Here is a 16684-nt window from a genome sequence, read left to right as displayed (position 1 = left end):
ACCATGCTCAACCTGAGAGCGGGTGTCGCCGTCGTGGCGGCGGTCGTGGCGCTGGCCGCCTGCGGCGGCACCGAGCCCGCGGCGCAGTCACCCGCCGCCGGTGGTCCCCGCGTCCTGAAACTCTGGCACTACGAGGCCGCCGACAGCGCGATGGGCAAGGCCTGGACCGAGGCCGTCAAGCAGTTCGAGGCGTCCCACCCCGGGGTGACGGTGAAGTTCGAGGAGAAGGCGTTCGAGCAGATCCGCCAGTCCGCGGGCATGATCCTCAACTCGGACGAGGCGCCGGACGTGATGGAGTACAACAAGGGCAACGCCACGGCCGGGCTGCTGTCCAAGCAGGGGCTGCTCACCGACCTGACCCCCGAGGTGACCAGGCGCGGCTGGGACAAGCTGCTCAGCCCCTCGCTGCAGACGACCGCGAGGTACGACGAGCGCGGCGTCATGGGCTCGGGCAAGTGGTTCGGCGTCCCGAACTACGCCGAGTACGTGATGGTCTACTACAACAAGGACGCCTTCAAGAAGGCGGGCGTCGAGGTGCCCACCACCTTCGAGGAGTTCACCGAGGTCCTCGACACGTTCGCGAAGAAGGGCACCACCCCCATCGCGATGGGCGGCGCCGAGTACCCCGCGCAGCACATCTTCTACCAGCTCGCGCTGAGCAAGGCGCAGCGGCCCTGGGTGGACGCCTTCCAGCTCTACAAGGGCAAGGTCGACTTCAAGGGACCGGAGTTCACCTACGCGGCCGACACCTTCGCCGACTGGGTGAAGAAGGGCTACATCGGCAAGGACTCCGCCGCGGTCAAGGCCGAGGACATGGGGGTGTCCTTCATCGGCGGCAAGTACCCGATCCTGATCTCCGGCAGCTGGTGGTACGGCCGCTTCGTCAGTGACGTCAAGGACTTCGAGTGGGGCTCGTTCCTGTGGCCGGGCGACACGATGAGCGCCGGGTCCAGCGGCAACGTCTGGGTCGTCCCCGAGAACGCCAAGAACAAGGACCTCGCCTACGACTTCATCGACATCACGATGAAGAAGGAGATCCAGAACCTGCTGGGCAACTCCGGCGGCATCCCGGTGGCGGCCGACACCGCCGCGATCACCGACGCCAAGAGCAAGGAGCTGATCGAGAACTTCAACACGCTCTCGTCCTCCGACCGGCTGGCGTTCTACCCGGACTGGCCGGCACCCGGCTACTACGACGTGCTCGTGTCCGGGCTGCAGAACCTCGTCAACGGGTCCAAGTCCTCCGCCGAGGTCCTGGACGAGCTCGCCGCGCCGTACCAGGAGAACCTCGCCGACCTCGGCAACTGAGCACGCCCCCCGACCGCGCGGCCCGGCCACGGCCGAGCACGGCCGAGCACGACCGGCCCGCGCGGCCCGGCGACGTACGGGGCCCCCGTACGCGTGGACACACAGAGAGGAGACCTCCGATGCAGAGGTCTCGTGACCGCGGGTACCGGGTGTTCCTGCTGCCCGGTGCCCTGCTGTTCACCGCGGTCGTCGCGGTGCCGTTCCTGATGAACGTCGGGATCGGCTTCACCCGGTGGCAGGGGGTCGGCGATCCCCGGTGGATCGGGCTGGACAACTACTCCCGGCTGCTGGCCGACGCGCGGTTCTGGACCTCCTTCCGCAACAACGTCGCGCTGATCGTCGCGATGGCGATCGTCCCGACGATCGTCGGGCTGGTCCTGGCGGCCACGCTCTTCGACCACGTGGGCAGGAGGTTCGGCCCCCGCACGGCCGGAGCGCTGCGGGCCGCGTACTACCTGCCGCAGGTGCTGCCGGTCGCGGTCGCCGGCATCGTCTGGGGCTGGATCATGCACCCGCGCTTCGGGGCGCTGAACGAGTTCCTCGCCCTGCTGGGGATGGAGCCGAGGAACTGGCTCGGCGACCCGGACTGGGCGCTGCCGAGCGTGATGGCCATCATGGTGTGGTTCCAGATCGGCTACCCGGTGGTCATCTTCATGGCCGGGCTGCAGCGGGTGGACCCCGCGCTGTACGAGGCCGCGGAGATGGACGGCGCGTCGTGGTGGCGGCGGTTCTGGCACATCACGATCCCGCAGATCCGGCCGGAGATCTACGTGGTCCTGCTGACCTGCACGATCGCCGCCCTCAAGGTCTTCGGGCCGATCTTCGTGCTGACCCGGGGCGGCCCCGGCGGGGCCACGCTGGTGCCGTCCTACTTCAGCTACCAGAACTTCTTCGAGAAGGCCAACGTCGGATACGGCTCGGCGATCGCCACCGTGCTCACCCTCGTGATCATCGTGGTGACGGTGCTGTTCCTCCGGGTTCAGGACAGGGAAGCATGATCCGGAAATACTCGGTCCTGGCCGCGCTGGTCGTGCTGGCGGTCGTGATGCTGGTGCCGTTCGCCATCGTCACGCTCAACGCGGTGAAGTCCCCGGCCGAATACTCCGCGGGCGGCCCGCTGAGCCTGCCCGGCTCGCTGTACCTCGACGGGATCGTCGAGTTCTGGAACCGGGTCGACTTCGGCGGCAAGCTCTGGAACAGCCTGCTGATCAGCGGCTCGGTGGCCGTGCTGGCCACCGTGCTGTCGGTGTTCAACGCGTACGCGATCGGCATCGGCAGGGTGCGCGGCCGGATGTGGATCCTGGTGCTGTTCCTGGTGGCCAACACGCTCCCGCAGGAGGCGCTGGTCTACCCGCTGTACTACCTGTCCAAGCAGGTGGGGCTGTACGACACCCGGCTCGGGGTGATCATCATCTTCACGGTGATCCAGAGCGCGTTCGGCACGTACCTGCTCTCCTCGGTGCTCGGCCGCTTCCCGCGCGAGATCCTGGAGGCCGCGGCCCTGGACGGGGCGGGCAAGTGGCGGGCCCTGTGGCAGGTCGTGGTGCCGATCAGTAGGCCGACGCTGAGCGTGCTGCTCGTCTTCTTCTTCATCTGGACCTGGAACGAGTTCTTCCTGCCGCTGATCTTCCTCATCTCCAACGAGAACCAGACCGTCCCGGTCGCGCTGGGCGTCCTGCAGGGCGACAAGATGATGGACGCGACGATGTCCAGCGCCTCGGCGCTGCTCGGCATCCTCCCGGCCGTGGTCTTCTTCCTCATCTTCCAGCGCACCCTGACCCGCGGCGTGACCGTGGGCGCCGTCAAGTGACCCCGCGCTTCCGCGGTCCTCACGCTCCTCGAATGCCCTGACCCTCGAATGCCCTGCCCCTCGAAGGTCCCGACCCTCGATGGCCTCGACCCTCGGAACCCCGGGGCCGCGGAAGCCCTCCCCTCTTCGACTCCCCCTGACCTGGAGGCGAAATGTCCCTGTCGACCAAGGCCGTCGCGGCCGTCGCCGCGACGGCCCTGACCCTGGGGCTGTGCGCGGCACCCGCCCGCGCGGCCTACGAACACCCCTTCCGTGATCCCTCGCTCCCGCTGTCCCAGCGCGTGGACGACCTGCTCGGCCGCCTGACCCGGGCCGAGAAGATCTCCTGGCTGCACCAGTACCAGCCGGCCGTGGAGCGGCTCGGCATCGGGCTGTTCAAGACCGGCACCGAGGCGCTGCACGGCGTCGCCTGGTCCACCGACATCGACGACGGCGGCAACGTGGTGACCGCCAGGGGCACGGTCTTCCCGCAGGCCGTCGGCCTGGCCAGCACCTGGGACCCGGCCCTGATCAAGAAGGTCGGCACGGCCGTCGGCGAGGAGGCCAGGGGCTACCACTCCGAGAACCCCCGCGTGTGGGGCCTGCAGCTGTGGGCGCCCGTGGTCAACCTGCTCCGCGACCCCCGCTGGGGCCGCAACGAGGAGGGCTACTCCGAGGACCCGCTGCTCACCGGCGCGATCTCCACCGCGTACGGCTCGGGCATCCAGGGCGACGACCCCGACCACCTGCGGGCGGCGCCGGTGCTCAAGCACTTCATGGCCAACAACAACGAGATCCGCCGCGACACGACCTCCTCCAGCCTGCGCCCGCGCGTGCTCAACGAGTACGAGATCCCGGCCTTCAGGACGGCGCTGGAGGCCGGGGCGGCCACCGGCGTCATGACGGCCTACAACCTGGTCAACGGGCGGCCCGCCACGGTCACCGACCTCACCTCCACGGTCGACGCCTGGAGCGACCGGCGGCTGTTCAACGTCTCCGACGCCGGAGGCCCGAACAACCTCGTCGGCTCCCAGGCCTACTTCGCCACCCGGGCCGAGGCCGCCGCCGCCGTCGTCAAGGCGGGGGTGTCGAGCTTCACCGTCGACAACACCGACGGGGCGCCGACGGCGGCCGCGGTCGGCGAGGCGCTCGCGCGGGGGCTGCTCACCGAGGCCGACCTCGACGAGGCCGTCCGCGACATCCTGCACATCCGGTTCCGGCTCGGCGAGTTCGACCGGGACGGGGGACCGTACGGGAGGATCACCAAGGCGGTGGTCGACAGCCCGGCGCACCGCGCGCTGGCGCGCAGGACCGCGGCCGACGCGGCGGTGCTGCTGAAGAACTCCTCCGCGACGCTGCCGATCTCCCCCGGCACGAAGGTCGCGGTGGTCGGCCCGCTGGCCGACACCCTCTACACCGACTGGTACTCGGGCTCGCTCCCGTACCGCGTCACCCCGCTCGACGGCATCAGGGAGCGGGCCGCGGGCACCGTCTCGGCCGAGGGCGTCGACCGGATCGCCCTGAAGTCCGGCGGCAGGTACCTCACCGCGGGCACCGGCGCGGGCGCCGACCTGAGGCTCTCGTCCACCACGGCCGGGGCCACCGAGCAGTTCGACGTCTTCGACTGGGGACAGGGCGTCGTCACCCTGCGCAGCGTCGCCAACGGCAGGTACGTCAGCCGGGCGAACTGGTCCACCCTGGTCAACAGCCAGGAGCAGCCCACCGGCTGGTTCGTGCAGGAGCAGTTCAGGCTGGAGGCCCAGGCCGACGGCACGACGCTGCTGCGCTACGCCGGGTACGAGACCGCGCAGGACTGGTTCGGCCCGAACGTCTACGTCAAGGCCGCCGCCGACGGCACGCTCTCGCTGACCGTCGCCGCGGACGCCACCCGCTTCGAGACCGAGACCGTGCGCAGCGGCGTCGACGAGGCCGTCGCGGCGGCGAAGAAGGCCGACGTCGCGGTGGTCGTGGTCGGCAGCATGCCGTTCATCAACGGCCGCGAGGACCACGACCGGACCGACCTCGGCCTGGCCGAGGGACAGCGCGAGCTCGTCGAGGCGGTCCACGCCGCCAACCCGAACACGGTCGTGATCCTGGAGAACAGCTACCCGACCACGATCGACGCCCTCCAGCGGAAGGTCCCGGCGATCCTGTGGACCACCCACGCCGGAGCCGAGACCGGCCACGCCCTGGCCGACCTGCTCTACGGCGACGCCAACCCGGCCGGACGGCTCACCCAGACCTGGCCGAGACAGGGCACGCCCCTGCCCGGCATCCTCGACTACGACATCATCACAACGGGCGCGACCTACCTGTACTCCACGGCCGACCCGCTGTACGCCTTCGGTCACGGCCTGAGCTACACCACCTTCGGCTACCAGGGCCTCAAGGTCGTCCCCAAGGACGGCGGGCACGAGGTGAGCGTCCGGGTGACCAACACCGGCACCCGGGCCGGTGACGAGGTCGTGCAGCTCTACACCCACCAGCACGCCTCCCGGGTGAAGCAGCCCGTCAAGCAGCTGCGCGGCTTCCAGCGGGTGCACCTGGCCCCCGGGCAGGCCAGGACGGTGACGTTCCCGCTCAGGACCGCCGACCTGGCCCTGTGGGACGTGACGCGGGGCCGCTTCGCCGTGGAGACCTCCACCCACGACGTCCTGGTCGGCTCGTCGTCGGAGCGGATCCGGCAGCGGGCGACCGTACGGGTGACGGGCGAGCGCATCGGTGCCCGGGACCTCACCCGCACCACCCGCGCCGCCGACTTCGACGACCACTCCGGGGCCGAGCTGGTCGACGAGACCACGGTGCGCGGTGACGCGGTCGGGGCCTCGGCGGGGGAGTGGATCTCCTTCGAGGACGTGGACTCCGGCTCCGGGGTCACCGGCGTCCGGCTCGGGGTCGCGGCCACCGCCGCCTCCTCGGTCGAGGTCCGCCTCGGCTCGCCGACCGGCACCCTCGCCGGGACCGTGCCGGTGGCCGCCACCGGCGGCGTGTACTCCTGGGCCACCGCGCAGGCCCCCGTCCAGGGCGTACGGGGAAGGCAGGACGTCTACCTGGTCTTCAAGGGGGGACTGCGGATCAGGGACGTCACCTTCACCCACTGAGCCTTCACCCACTGAGCCTTCACCCACTGAGCCTTCACCCACTGAGCCTTCACCCGCTGACCGGCGGCGCGTCCCGTGTGCGGCCCGTTCTCCCCGTCCCGGCGGGGGAGCGGGCCGCACCCGTCCGGTGGGCCGGATGACCAGGGGTCCCGAGGGTAAAGGGGAAGGCACGAGATCCCGCAGGGATGTCTCGGGTCACCGATCCGGCGGGACGCGCCGGATCGTCGCGGCCCGCCTGTTGCCTGGTTCTGGGAGGACGACCATGACGACCACTACCCGCCCCGCAGAGGCGTCCGGCCGGTTCGCCATCGGGGGCGACCTCAACGTCAACCGTCTGGGTTTCGGCAGCATGCAGCTCACCGGCGAGGGGGTGTGGGGGGGAGCCGCGAGACCCGGAGGAGGCCGTCCGGGTCCTGCGCCGGGCCGTCGAACTGGGCGTGACCCTCATCGACACCGCCGACTCCTACGGCCCGTTCGTGGCCGAGCGGCTCATCAGGAAGGCGCTGCACCCCTACCCCGACGACCTGGTCATCGCGACCAAGGCGGGGCTGACCCGGCAGGGGCCCGGCCAGTGGCGCCCGGTCGGCCGTCCGGAGTACCTGCGCCAGCAGGCCGAGCTGAGCCTGCGCCACCTCGGCGTGGAACGGATCGACCTGTTCCAGCTGCACCGCATCGACCCCGCGGTGCCCGTCGCCGACCAGGTCGGGGAGCTCGCGCTCCTGCAGCAGGAGGGCAAGATCCGTCACATCGGTCTCAGCGAGGTGGGCATCGAGGAGGTCGAGGAGGCGGGCAGGTCGGCGAGGATCGTCTCGGTGCAGAACCTCTACAACCTCGCGCACCGCGACGCCGAGCCGCTGCTGGAGTACTGCGAGGCCAACGGCGTCGCCTTCATCCCCTGGGTCCCGCTGGCGACCGGGAGGCTGGCCGAGGCGGGAGGCCCGCTCGCCGAGGCGGCCGCCGGCCACGGGGCCTCGCCCTCGCAGCTCGCGCTGGCCTGGCTGCTGCGGCGTTCGCCGGTGATGCTGCCCATCCCGGGCACCTCGACGGTCGCGCACCTGGAGGACAACGTCACCGCCGCGACCGTCACGCTGACCGACGAGCAGTTCGAGGCGCTGTCCAAGGGGGCCTGACCCCCGGCCGCTTCCCCGCTTCTGCCCCTGCCCCATACCCGGCTCGGCCGGGCCTGCTTCGTGAGCCCGCCCGGTTCCCTCGGGAGCCGGGCGGGCTCACCGTTCCCCCAGGCCGGCGCCGTCGTCGACGATCACCCTGCATGATCCCTGAAAAATCTCGGCGAGATGACTTGCAACCTCGGCCGCCAATAACCTATAACTGAAGTAACAAGTTTCCGAGAAGGCAGGCTTGAGGAAACCTGCCAGGTTCACCGGAGGTGGTTACCGATGCTGCTCACGTCGATCGACCCGTTCGTGCAGGAGTTCGACCGCCGCTTCGACCGGCTCGCCCGCCAGGCCTTCGGCGGGTCCGAGGGCGCCGCACGCGGGGCCATGCCGCTCGACGGGGTCCGCCGCAAGGACGACGTCCTGCTCAAGTTCGACCTGCCGGGCATCGACCCCGACTCCATCGAGGTCACCGTCGACCGGGGCGTGCTCACGGTGAGCGCCGGCCGCGAGGAGGAGTACGGCGAGGACGACCGCCTGTTCGTCCGCGAGCGCCCGATGGGCACCTTCACCCGGCGCGTCTACCTCTCCGAGCACCTCGACGCCGACAAGGTCGACGCGGCCTACTCCAACGGGGTGCTGGCGGTGCGCATCCCGGTCATCGAGCGGGCCAAGCCCCGCAAGGTCGAGATCCAGAAGGCCGAGAACGTGTCCGAGCAGAGGTCGATCAAGTCCTGAGGGCACCGGGCCTGAACGTGGAACCGGGCAGGGTGGACGGCCGGAACCTCCGGCCCCACCCTTCCGCGTTTCGAGAGAGGGAACCGTATGGCCCGCCTGCCCTTCGACGACGAGCACGCCCCCCTGTACTCGGTCGGCCAGGTCGCCGACATGCTCAACGTCGAGCAGGCATTCCTGCGTCGTCTCGACGAGCACGATGTGGTCCGCCCGGCGCGTTCCAGCGGCGGCCAGCGCCGCTACACCCGTCACGAGATCGGTGATCTCCAGGACGCCATCCGGCTGGTCGGCGAGGGCATGACGCTCGCCGCGATCCGCCGGATCTTCGCGCTCCAGCAGCAGGTCCGCGAGCTGGAGGAGGAACTGGCCAGGGAGCGGGAGGCCCGCTCGGGGGGTTGACCCGGGGCCCGGCCACGCGCCGGGCCCACCCGGCCCCCGGGTCGCCCGGCCTGTGACCGGCCCGGAACCCGTGCGGGGCCCGTGCGCGGCTCGTCCAGGGCTCGTCCAGGGCTCGTCCGGGGCCCGCCATGATCCGCCCAGCCGTCGAAGCCGGCCCGCCGAGGCGGCCGTCAGGACCTGTCCGAGGAGGCCCGTCCGACGGGACCCGCTCAGCCCTTGATGGCGCCGATGATCACTCCCTTGGTGAGGTGCCGCTGGACGAACGGGTAGACGAACAGGATCGGCAGCAGCGCGACCACGACGATGGCCATCTGGATCGCCAGGCTCGGCGGCAGCGACTGGCCCGGGACCGTGCCGACGCCGGACTGGCCCACGATCAGGGCCTGGCCCTGGAGCACGTACTGCCGCAGCACCACCTGCAGCGGCCACTTGGCGTTGTCGTTCAGGTAGAGGACGGCGTTGAAGAACGAGTTCCAGTAGCCGACCGCGTAGAACAGCCCGATGACCGCGGTGACGCCCTTGGACATGGGCAGCACGATCTTCCGCAGGATGGCGAACTCGCTCGCGCCGTCGATGCGGGCGCTGTCGGAGACCTCCTCGGGGATGTTCATGAAGAACGCCCGCATCACCACCAGGTTGAAGGCGGTGACCGCGCCGGGCAGGATCAGCGACCAGTACGTGTCGATCAGCCCCAGCGAGCTGACCAGCAGGTAGTTGGGGATCAGGCCCGGGCCGAACAGGAACGTCAGCAGCACCAGGAACAGCAGCGGCCGGTGCAGCAGCGAGCCGGGCCGCGACAGCCCGTAGGCGGCCAGCACGGTCACGCTCAGGCTGATCGCCGTGCCGACGAGGGTCACGCCCAGGCTGACCCCGACCGACCGCGTCACCACGCCCCCGGCGAACAGCTCCCGGTACGCGGCCAGCGAGAGCCCGCTCGGCTTGATGACCAGGCCGCCGGAGGCGGTCACCGCCTCCTGGGTGGACAGGCTGGTCAGCACGACCATGTAGATCGGGAAGAGCACCGAGGCGACGATGATCGTCAGCAGGAGCCCCTTGAGGAGCCCGCCGACCCGGCTGGGCCGCTCGGCCCAGGGAGGAAGAGTCGTCATGATCGTTTGTAGATTCCCTGCTCGCCGAATCGGTGGGCGACCTTGTTGGCCACCAGGATCAGGATCAGTCCCACCAGCCCCTTCACCAGGCCCGCCGCGGCGCCGTAGCTCCACTCGCCGGTCAGCAGCGTGCGCCAGTACACGAAGGTGTCCAGCACCTCGGCCGCGTCCCGGCCGACCGCGTCGCGCTGCAGGAAGAACTGCTCGAAACCGACGTTGAGCGCCTCGCCCAGGCGCAGGATCAGCAGCAGCACGATGACCGGACGCAGGCCCGGCAGGGTGATGTGCCACAGCCGCCGCCAGCGGCTCGCGCCGTCCACGGCCGCGGCCTCGTACAGGTTCTGGTTGATCGCGGCCAGCGCGGCCAGGAAGATGATCGTTCCCCAGCCGGCGTCCTTCCAGATCGTCTCCGCCGTGACCAGCGCGATGAACGTGTCCGGGTTGGTCATCAGGTCGACGCCGTCGTAGCCGTTGTCGCGCAGTGTCTGCGACAGCAGGCCGGCCCCGCCGAACATCTGCTGGAAGAGCGTGACCACCAGCACCCACGAGAAGAAGTGCGGCATGTAGACGATGCCCTGGATGAACAGGCGCAGCCGGGGCCGCACCACGCTGTCCAGCAGCACGGCCAGCATGATCGGCACCGGGAAGTAGAAGATCAGCTGGAAGGTGGTGATCGCCAGGGTGTTGAGCGTCGCGTCCCAGAAGCTGTCGTCGAACATCAGCCACTGGAAGTTGGTGAACCCCACCCACGGGCTCTCGGCGACGCCCACGTACGGCGAGTAGTCCTGGAACGCGATCACGTTGCCGAGCAGCGGGACGTAGTGGAAGACGATCAGCAGGCCGACGGCGGGGAACGCCATCAGCAGCAGCTGCCAGTCGCGTTTCAGCCGCGAGCGGAGCGGTTGTGGGCGCGTCCGTCTTGTCCTCGGGCCCCTTTTACGGACATCCTTGGAGGTGCCGGTGCCGGCGGGTGAGGTCAGGTCACCCGCCGGCCCGGTCTTCGTGTCGTTCCTAAGCACGGCCGTTTTCCTGCAGGACCTTCATGTAGAAGTCGCGGCCCTCGTTCCCGCCGTCCCGCTGCCACTCGGAGACGATCTGCTTGACGTCGCTCACCGGGCGCCGGCCGCGCATGATGTCGGTGAACTTGTCCTCGGTGGGCACCTGCAGTCCCGAGAGCTTCGACGGCCGCTGGATCCTGATCCCGTCGAAGGGGCCCTTCTCCAGGAAGGGGAAGGACGCGTTCTGCCACTCGACGTTGGCCTTGACCGCGTCCGGCCAGATCCAGTCCACGTACAGCGGGCGCCCGCCGAGGAAGCCGTAGGTGTAGGCGACCTCCTTGCGGCCCAGGTCGGTCGACTGCGGCACGTTCTTGTCGTCGCGGGTGAAGTGCTTGCCCTCCACGCCGAAGTTGGCCAGCTCGTACTCCTTGGTGCCGTACGGCGCCGCGCACCAGTTGAGGACGGAGAGGATCTCCGCCACCTTCTCCTTGGGCAGGCCCTTCTTCACGAAGGTGAAGATGCCGGCCGCGGTGCCGTGGTGCATCAACGGCTTGCCGCCGTCGTGCGCGAAGACCGGGAAGGCGCCGATGTCGAAGCCCGGGTTCTTGGAGCGGTGCTGCTGCAGCAGCTCCTTCCAGGCGCCCAGGCCGTCGCGGTAGACGAGGATCTGCCCGGCCCCGATCAGGTCTTTTTCGTTGGAGCCCTTGCTGCCGACGACGCTGGGGTGGACCAGCCCGGCCTTGAAGACCTTCTGCATGAACTCCAGCATCTGCACGTACTCGGGCGTCTCGTACTTGTGCACGAGCTTGCCGCCCTCGTAGCGCCACTCCTGCGGGACGCGGAAGGTCGGCCACATCATCTCGTGGATGCTGCCGAACGCCCAGCGCTTGGCCTTGGCGTCGGTGATCTCCTTGCCCAGCTCGAACAGCTCGTCGGCGGACCTGGGGTTGGCGTTCCACCCCTTCTCCTCGAAGATGTCCTTGCGGTAGAGCAGCGCGAGCGGGTACGGCTCGGTCGGGAACGGCACCGCCATCAGCTTGTCGTTCCACACCGACCACTGCCACGCGGCCGTGGGCAGGTTGGCCAGCAGCGCGTACGGCTTGACCTTGTCGCCCTGCAGGTAGGGGGTCAGGTCCTCGAACGCCCGGTCGACGGCGGTGTTGAAGTCCGCCATCTTCTCGATCTCCCAGCTGGGGATGACCATGATGTCGGGGATGTCGCCGGAGGCCAGGCGGGCGATCGCCTTGTCGGCGTAGACGGTGCCGTCGGTGATCTGGAACTCCACGGTGGAGCCGATGTCGGCGTTGACCGCTTGGAAGTAGGAGTTCTCCGACAGGCCGGGAGGGGGCGGGCCCCACAGCGGGGTCATGGCCTTGTACGTGCCGCCCTTGCCCGCCTTCTGGGTGAGCGCGGGGGTGGGGTCGGCCGGGTAGGAGGTGAACCCGCCGCTGACGTCGGGGACGCCGGGCAGCGTGGAGACCGTGCCGGGCAGGTCGGGCTTGACGCCGGGGAAGGCGGTGTAGGTGGGGGTGAGGGTCGTCAGCTTGTCCGCCGCGGCGGCCTTCGCCCCGCCTCCGGCGCCGGGCCGGGGCCCTGCCGGTGCCGAGCAGGCGCCCAGCAGTCCGCCGCCCGCGGTCATCGCGGCGGTGAGGCCCACCAGTCCGAGAAATCCGCGGCGGCTGGTCACGGCGCCCTTGGGAAGATCCTTCACGGGGCGCTCCCTTCGTTGTTCCGGGGTGGATCGGGGGTGTCGTGGGGAGAGGGTCCGGGGTAGAATTAGTTCGTCTGTTGACCAAACAAATTAGTCGAGGGTGGCCGCCGCCACAAGGGACCGCCGATCGCGGGCCACGGTGGGGCGATCACAGATTGGTGAACGATGGGGCATGATGGGGCCAGCCTGGCCGAGCGGGAGCGGGATTCACCTTGATCACATCAACGACCGACCCGCGGCCCGCCGACTTCGCCGACGTGCGGGCCACCAACCTCGCCGTGGTGCTGAGGTTCGTGCGCGGGAACGCGCCGTGCTCGCGGGCCGACATCGCGGCCTCCACCGGTCTGAACAAGGCGACCGTCTCCAGCCTGGTCGCCGACCTGATCGACCGCCGCCTGGTCCGGGAGACCGGCCTGACCGAGAACCGGGTCGGCCGCCCCGCCACGATGCTGGTGCTCGACGGCTCGCCGTACGCGGCGATCGGCATCGAGATCAACGTCGACTACCTCACCGCGGTCGCGGTGGACCTGTCGGGGGAGCGGCTGCTGTCGTGGCGCAGGTCCTTCCCGGGTGCGGGCGGCACGGCCGGGCAGGCCATGGCCACCGTGGCCGGGATCGTCCGCCGGGTGGTGGGCCGGATGGCCAAACAGGAGCGTCAGGTCCTCGGGCTGACCGTCGGCGTGCCGGGCCTGATCGGCACCGACGGTGGCGTGCGCATCGCGCCCAACCTGGGCTGGCGCGACGCCGACCTGTGCGGTGACCTCACCAAGGCCCTGCGCGACCCGGGCTTCCCGGTCCAGGTCGACAACGACGCCAACCTCGCCGCGCTGGCCGAGCACCGCTTCGGGCCGCACGCCGGGACGGCCAACCTCGTCTACCTCACCGGTGAGATCGGGGTCGGTGCCGGGATCATCCTCGACGGGCGTCTTCGCCGTGGCGGTCAGGGCTACGGCGGGGAGATCGGCCACATCCAGCTCGACCCGCTCGGGGCCGAGTGCCGCTGCGGGCGGCTGGGCTGCCTGGAGGCCGTCGCCGGGATCGGTGCCGTGCTGGAGCATGCCGCGCTCTCGCCCGCCGAGGTCGAGGTGGAGCTGGACGAGGTGGTACGGCTGGCCGGCGCGGGCGACCCCCGCACGCTCGGCGTGCTCGCCTCGGTCGGGCGGAACCTGGGCAAGGGGGTGGCCGTGCTGGCCAACCTGATCAACCCCGAGGTGGTCATCCTGGGCGGCTACTACGTGCCGCTCGCCCCCTGGCTGCTGCCCGCGGTCGAGACCGAGGTGCGGGGCCGCACGATCGCGCCCGAGGCCGGGGGCTGCCGGGTGGTGGCCTCCACCCTCGGCTACGGCGCCGCCGCGCTGGGAGGCGCCGCCATGGTCCTCGACTCGGTGGATTCGGGTCGTTTGCCCCGCATCTCTTGACCGGGGGCTCACGGAAGGGCACCCTTCAGGGAAGCTCCGTTCGAAACACGCGCGTAACGAGCAGTGAAACGCGGTGTGACGGCCGGAGTTTTCCCGGACCGATTATCGAAGCGCTTCGACAGAGGCGTTCTTCGCGCAGGCCAGTCGAAGCGCTTCGACGCTCTCAGAGGGATGGTCCCCCATGACCGAACCGTTCCGTGACCCGGATCTGCCGCTCGCCACGCGCATCGCCGACCTGCGGGACCGGCTGACCCTGGCGGAGAAGGTCGCCCTGCTGCACCAGTACCAGCCGCCGGTGGAACGGCTCGGCCTCGCCCCGTTCCGCACCGGCACCGAGGCGCTGCACGGCCTGGCCTGGCTCGGACCGGCGACGGTGTTCCCCCAGGCGGTCGGGCTGGCCAGCACCTGGGACCCGGACCTGGTCAGGCGGGTCGGCGAGGCCACCGGCGACGAGGTCGTGGCCTTCCACCGCAAGGACCCGGCCGGGGCAGGGCTCAACGTCTGGGCGCCGGTGGTCAACCCGCTGCGCGACCCGCGCTGGGGCCGTAACGAGGAGGGCTACTCCGAGGACCCCTGGCTGACCGGGGTCATGGGGGAGGCGTACGCCTCCGGCCTTCGTGGGAGCGCTCCCAATATTCTGAAGACCGCCCCCACCCTCAAGCACTTCCTGGGCTACAACAACGAGACCGACCGCTGCGTCACCTCCAGCGACCTGCCGCCCCGGGTGCTGCACGAGTACGAGCTCCCCGCCTACCGCCCGGCCCTGGCCTCCGGTGCCGCGGTCGCCGTGATGCCCTCCTACAACCTGGTCAACGGCCGTCCGGCCCACCTCAGCCCGCTGATCGCCCAGGTGCTGCGGGCCTGGGCGCCCGACGACATCCTGGTGGTCAGCGACGCCTACGCGCCCGCCAACCTCACCGGCCTGCAGGCCTACCACGACGACCTGCCCGAGGCGTACGCCCACGCGGTCAAGGCCGGGCTGGACAGCTTCACCCAGGACGACGACCGGCCCGAGGCCACCCTGGGCCACCTGCGCGCCGCCCTGGAGCGCGGCCTGCTCACCGAGGCCGACGTGGACGCGGCCGTGGGGCACGCCCTGTCGATCCGCTTCCGGCTGGGCGAGTTCGACCCGTCCACGCCGTACGACGACATCACCGAGGAGGTCGTCAACCGCCCCGAGCACCAGGCGCTGGCCCGCGAGGCCGCCCGGCGCTCCATCGTGCTGCTGCGCAACGACGGCCTGCTTCCGCTGCCGCCCGGGACGCGCAGGATCGCGGTCATCGGCCAGCTCGGCGACACGCTCATGGAGGACTGGTACTCCGGGACGCTCCCGTACGCGGTCACCGCCCGCGCCGGGCTGGCCGGGCGGTGCGAGACCGTCTTCTGCGAGGCGGTGGACCGGATCACGCTCTCGGTGGACGGCGGCCACGTCGTGGCCGACCCCGACGGCGGCCCGCTCGGCATCGCCGCCGAGCCCGGCCTGTTCGACCTGTTCGACTGGGGCGGCGGCAGCTACGCCCTGCGCTCGGTGGCGACCGGCCGCCACCTGTCGATCGACGACGACGGCGTGCTGGTCAACGACCAGCCCGGCCCCAACGGCTGGGAGGTGCGCCAGACCTTCCGCACCGAGGAGCGCCCGCGCGGCACCGTGGCGTTCCGGCACATCTCCACCGGCCGCTACCTCGCCCTGGAGAGCGAGCCGGAGGCCCGCCTGGACGGCCGTCCGGGCGGTTCCCGCTTCCGCCTGGCCGACGACGCCGACGCCGCCGCCTGGATCACCCTGGAGACGGTGGTCAGCGGGGCCGAGGCCGCCGCCGCGCTCGCCGCGACTGCGGACGTGGCCGTGGTGGTCGTGGGGGACCACCCGCTGGTCAACGGCAGGGAGACCGAGGACCGCCTCGACCTGGAACTGCCCGCCGCCCAGCAGGCCGTGGTCAGGGCCGTGCGCGAGGCCAACCCCCGGACCGTGATGGTGATCAGCAGCGGCTACCCGGTGACCTGGGAGGGCGACGACCCGCCCGCGGTGCTCTGGTCCTCGCACGGGGGCCAGGAGTACGGGCACGCGCTGGCCGAGGTGCTGTTCGGCGACGCCGACCCCGAGGGACGGCTCACCCAGACCTGGTACCGCTCGGCGTGCGAGCTGCCCGACCTGCTCGACTACGACATCATCGCCTCGGACGCGACCTACCAGTACTTCCGCGGCACCCCGCTCTACCCCTTCGGCCACGGCCTGAGCTACACCGACTTCGACTACTCCGACCTGGAGGTCGAGGTCACCGGCGGACGGCTGGTCGCCTCGGCCACCGTCACCAACACCGGGTCCCGGCCCGGCGTGGAGGTCGTCCAGATCTACACCCGCCAGCGGCGCTCCCGGGTCAAGCAGGCGCTGCGGCGGCTGCGCGGCTTCGTCAAGGTGCGGCTCGACCCCGGCCGGAGCACCCGGATCGACTGGGACCTCGACATCCGGGAACTGGCCTTCTGGGACGTGGTCGGGAACCGGTTCGTCGTCGAGGACGCCCCCCACAAGATCATGATCGGCCGGTCCGCGCGCGACATCCGGCTCTGCGCGTCCTTCCACGTCGAGGGCGAGCACATCGGCCCGCGCGACGCCTTCGCGGCCCCGATCCCGGCGGTGGACCACGACGAGTACGACTCGGTCTCCTTCGTGGACGCCTCCCGGGTCTCCGGCGACGCGGTGCGCTCCACCGCCGAGGGGGCGTGGATCGTGTTCCGCTCGGTGGACCTGGGCGCCGGAGCCGCCTCCTGCTCGGTCCTGGCCACCAGCGTCGAGGGCGGCGTGATCACCCTGCGCCTGGACGACCCCCTCTACGGGCCCGTTGCCGGCGACCTTCCCGTCCCCCGCGCCGGCCGCTACGACCTCACCGAGGTACGCGGCGGACTTGCGGAGGCCCAGGGAGTCCACGATCTTTATCTGGTGTTCGAGAACGCGGGGATCACCGTGGCCACGCTGAGCCTCTGCGAGGCCACGTGAGCGAGCGGG

Annotated in this window: 11 protein-coding genes and 1 pseudogene; 9 read left to right on the top strand and 3 right to left on the bottom strand. The window is 70.6% G+C overall.

Going from position 1 to position 16684, the window contains the following annotated elements:
• Window positions 1-3: 3 nt before the first annotated feature.
• The 7 genes and pseudogenes from ABD832_RS06115 (at window position 4) to ABD832_RS06085 (ending at window position 8447) form a co-directional block, all read left to right on the top strand.
• Window positions 4-1308 carry an ABC transporter substrate-binding protein gene (locus ABD832_RS06115; protein ID WP_344889624.1) on the top strand — a complete coding sequence of 435 codons (1305 nt, stop codon included), beginning with the start codon at window positions 4-6 and terminating at the stop codon, window positions 1306-1308.
• Window positions 1309-1427: 119 nt separating this feature from the next.
• Window positions 1428-2306, top strand: a complete 879-nt coding sequence (locus tag ABD832_RS06110; RefSeq protein ID WP_344889621.1) for a carbohydrate ABC transporter permease — start codon at window positions 1428-1430, stop codon at window positions 2304-2306.
• A complete protein-coding gene (locus ABD832_RS06105) occupies window positions 2303-3118 on the top strand; it encodes a carbohydrate ABC transporter permease (RefSeq protein WP_344889618.1) in 816 nt (271 codons plus the stop codon). The genes ABD832_RS06110 and ABD832_RS06105 overlap by 4 nt, the downstream gene beginning before the upstream one ends.
• Before the next feature lie 152 nt (window positions 3119-3270).
• A complete protein-coding gene (locus tag ABD832_RS06100) occupies window positions 3271-6198 on the top strand; it encodes a glycoside hydrolase family 3 protein (protein ID WP_344889615.1) in 2928 nt (975 codons plus the stop codon).
• A 262-nt stretch (window positions 6199-6460) separates the two neighbouring features.
• A pseudogene (locus ABD832_RS06095) lies at window positions 6461-7328 on the top strand (aldo/keto reductase).
• Window positions 7329-7595: 267 nt separating this feature from the next.
• Window positions 7596-8051, top strand: coding sequence for an Hsp20/alpha crystallin family protein (locus ABD832_RS06090; RefSeq protein WP_344889612.1), 456 nt, complete (start codon window positions 7596-7598; stop codon window positions 8049-8051).
• 87 nt (window positions 8052-8138) lie between these two features.
• Window positions 8139-8447 (top strand): helix-turn-helix domain-containing protein, encoded by a 309-nt coding sequence (locus ABD832_RS06085; protein ID WP_344889609.1) that lies wholly within the window; start codon window positions 8139-8141, stop codon window positions 8445-8447.
• A gap of 209 nt (window positions 8448-8656) precedes the next feature.
• Here the strand turns inward: ABD832_RS06085 and ABD832_RS06080 are convergent, their stop codons facing one another.
• The 3 genes from ABD832_RS06080 to ABD832_RS06070 are packed head-to-tail and all read right to left on the bottom strand — an operon-like array spanning window position 8657 to window position 12265.
• On the bottom strand, window positions 8657-9556 hold the full coding sequence (locus ABD832_RS06080) for a carbohydrate ABC transporter permease (protein ID WP_344889606.1): 900 nt from the start codon (window positions 9554-9556) through the stop codon (window positions 8657-8659).
• Window positions 9553-10536, bottom strand: coding sequence for an ABC transporter permease (locus tag ABD832_RS06075; protein WP_413224138.1), 984 nt, complete (start codon window positions 10534-10536; stop codon window positions 9553-9555). The genes ABD832_RS06080 and ABD832_RS06075 overlap by 4 nt, the downstream gene beginning before the upstream one ends.
• A gap of 31 nt (window positions 10537-10567) precedes the next feature.
• Window positions 10568-12265 carry an ABC transporter substrate-binding protein gene (locus tag ABD832_RS06070; RefSeq protein WP_344889600.1) on the bottom strand — a complete coding sequence of 566 codons (1698 nt, stop codon included), beginning with the start codon at window positions 12263-12265 and terminating at the stop codon, window positions 10568-10570.
• Between the two features lie 212 nt (window positions 12266-12477).
• Between ABD832_RS06070 and ABD832_RS06065 the strand changes: the two genes are divergently transcribed.
• Window positions 12478-13683, top strand: coding sequence for an ROK family transcriptional regulator (locus ABD832_RS06065; protein ID WP_344889598.1), 1206 nt, complete (start codon window positions 12478-12480; stop codon window positions 13681-13683).
• A 181-nt stretch (window positions 13684-13864) separates the two neighbouring features.
• Window positions 13865-16675 carry a glycoside hydrolase family 3 C-terminal domain-containing protein gene (locus ABD832_RS06060; RefSeq protein WP_344889595.1) on the top strand — a complete coding sequence of 937 codons (2811 nt, stop codon included), beginning with the start codon at window positions 13865-13867 and terminating at the stop codon, window positions 16673-16675.
• Window positions 16676-16684 lie beyond the last annotated feature (9 nt).

Source organism: Streptosporangium longisporum, from assembly GCF_039534895.1.
Lineage (GTDB): Bacteria > Actinomycetota > Actinomycetes > Streptosporangiales > Streptosporangiaceae > Streptosporangium > Streptosporangium longisporum.
Note: the sequence above shows the minus strand (reverse complement) of the source record. Positions and strands in the feature narration are given on the sequence as shown.

Coding starts and splice junctions, on each gene's coding strand:
- ABD832_RS06115 (WP_344889624.1), top strand. CDS start 4: ATGCTCAACCTGAGAGCGGGTGTCGCCGTCGTGGCGGCGGTCGTGGCG.
- ABD832_RS06110 (WP_344889621.1), top strand. CDS start 1,428: ATGCAGAGGTCTCGTGACCGCGGGTACCGGGTGTTCCTGCTGCCCGGT.
- ABD832_RS06105 (WP_344889618.1), top strand. CDS start 2,303: ATGATCCGGAAATACTCGGTCCTGGCCGCGCTGGTCGTGCTGGCGGTC.
- ABD832_RS06100 (WP_344889615.1), top strand. CDS start 3,271: ATGTCCCTGTCGACCAAGGCCGTCGCGGCCGTCGCCGCGACGGCCCTG.
- ABD832_RS06090 (WP_344889612.1), top strand. CDS start 7,596: ATGCTGCTCACGTCGATCGACCCGTTCGTGCAGGAGTTCGACCGCCGC.
- ABD832_RS06085 (WP_344889609.1), top strand. CDS start 8,139: ATGGCCCGCCTGCCCTTCGACGACGAGCACGCCCCCCTGTACTCGGTC.
- ABD832_RS06080 (WP_344889606.1), bottom strand. CDS start 9,556: ATGACGACTCTTCCTCCCTGGGCCGAGCGGCCCAGCCGGGTCGGCGGG.
- ABD832_RS06060 (WP_344889595.1), top strand. CDS start 13,865: ATGACCGAACCGTTCCGTGACCCGGATCTGCCGCTCGCCACGCGCATC.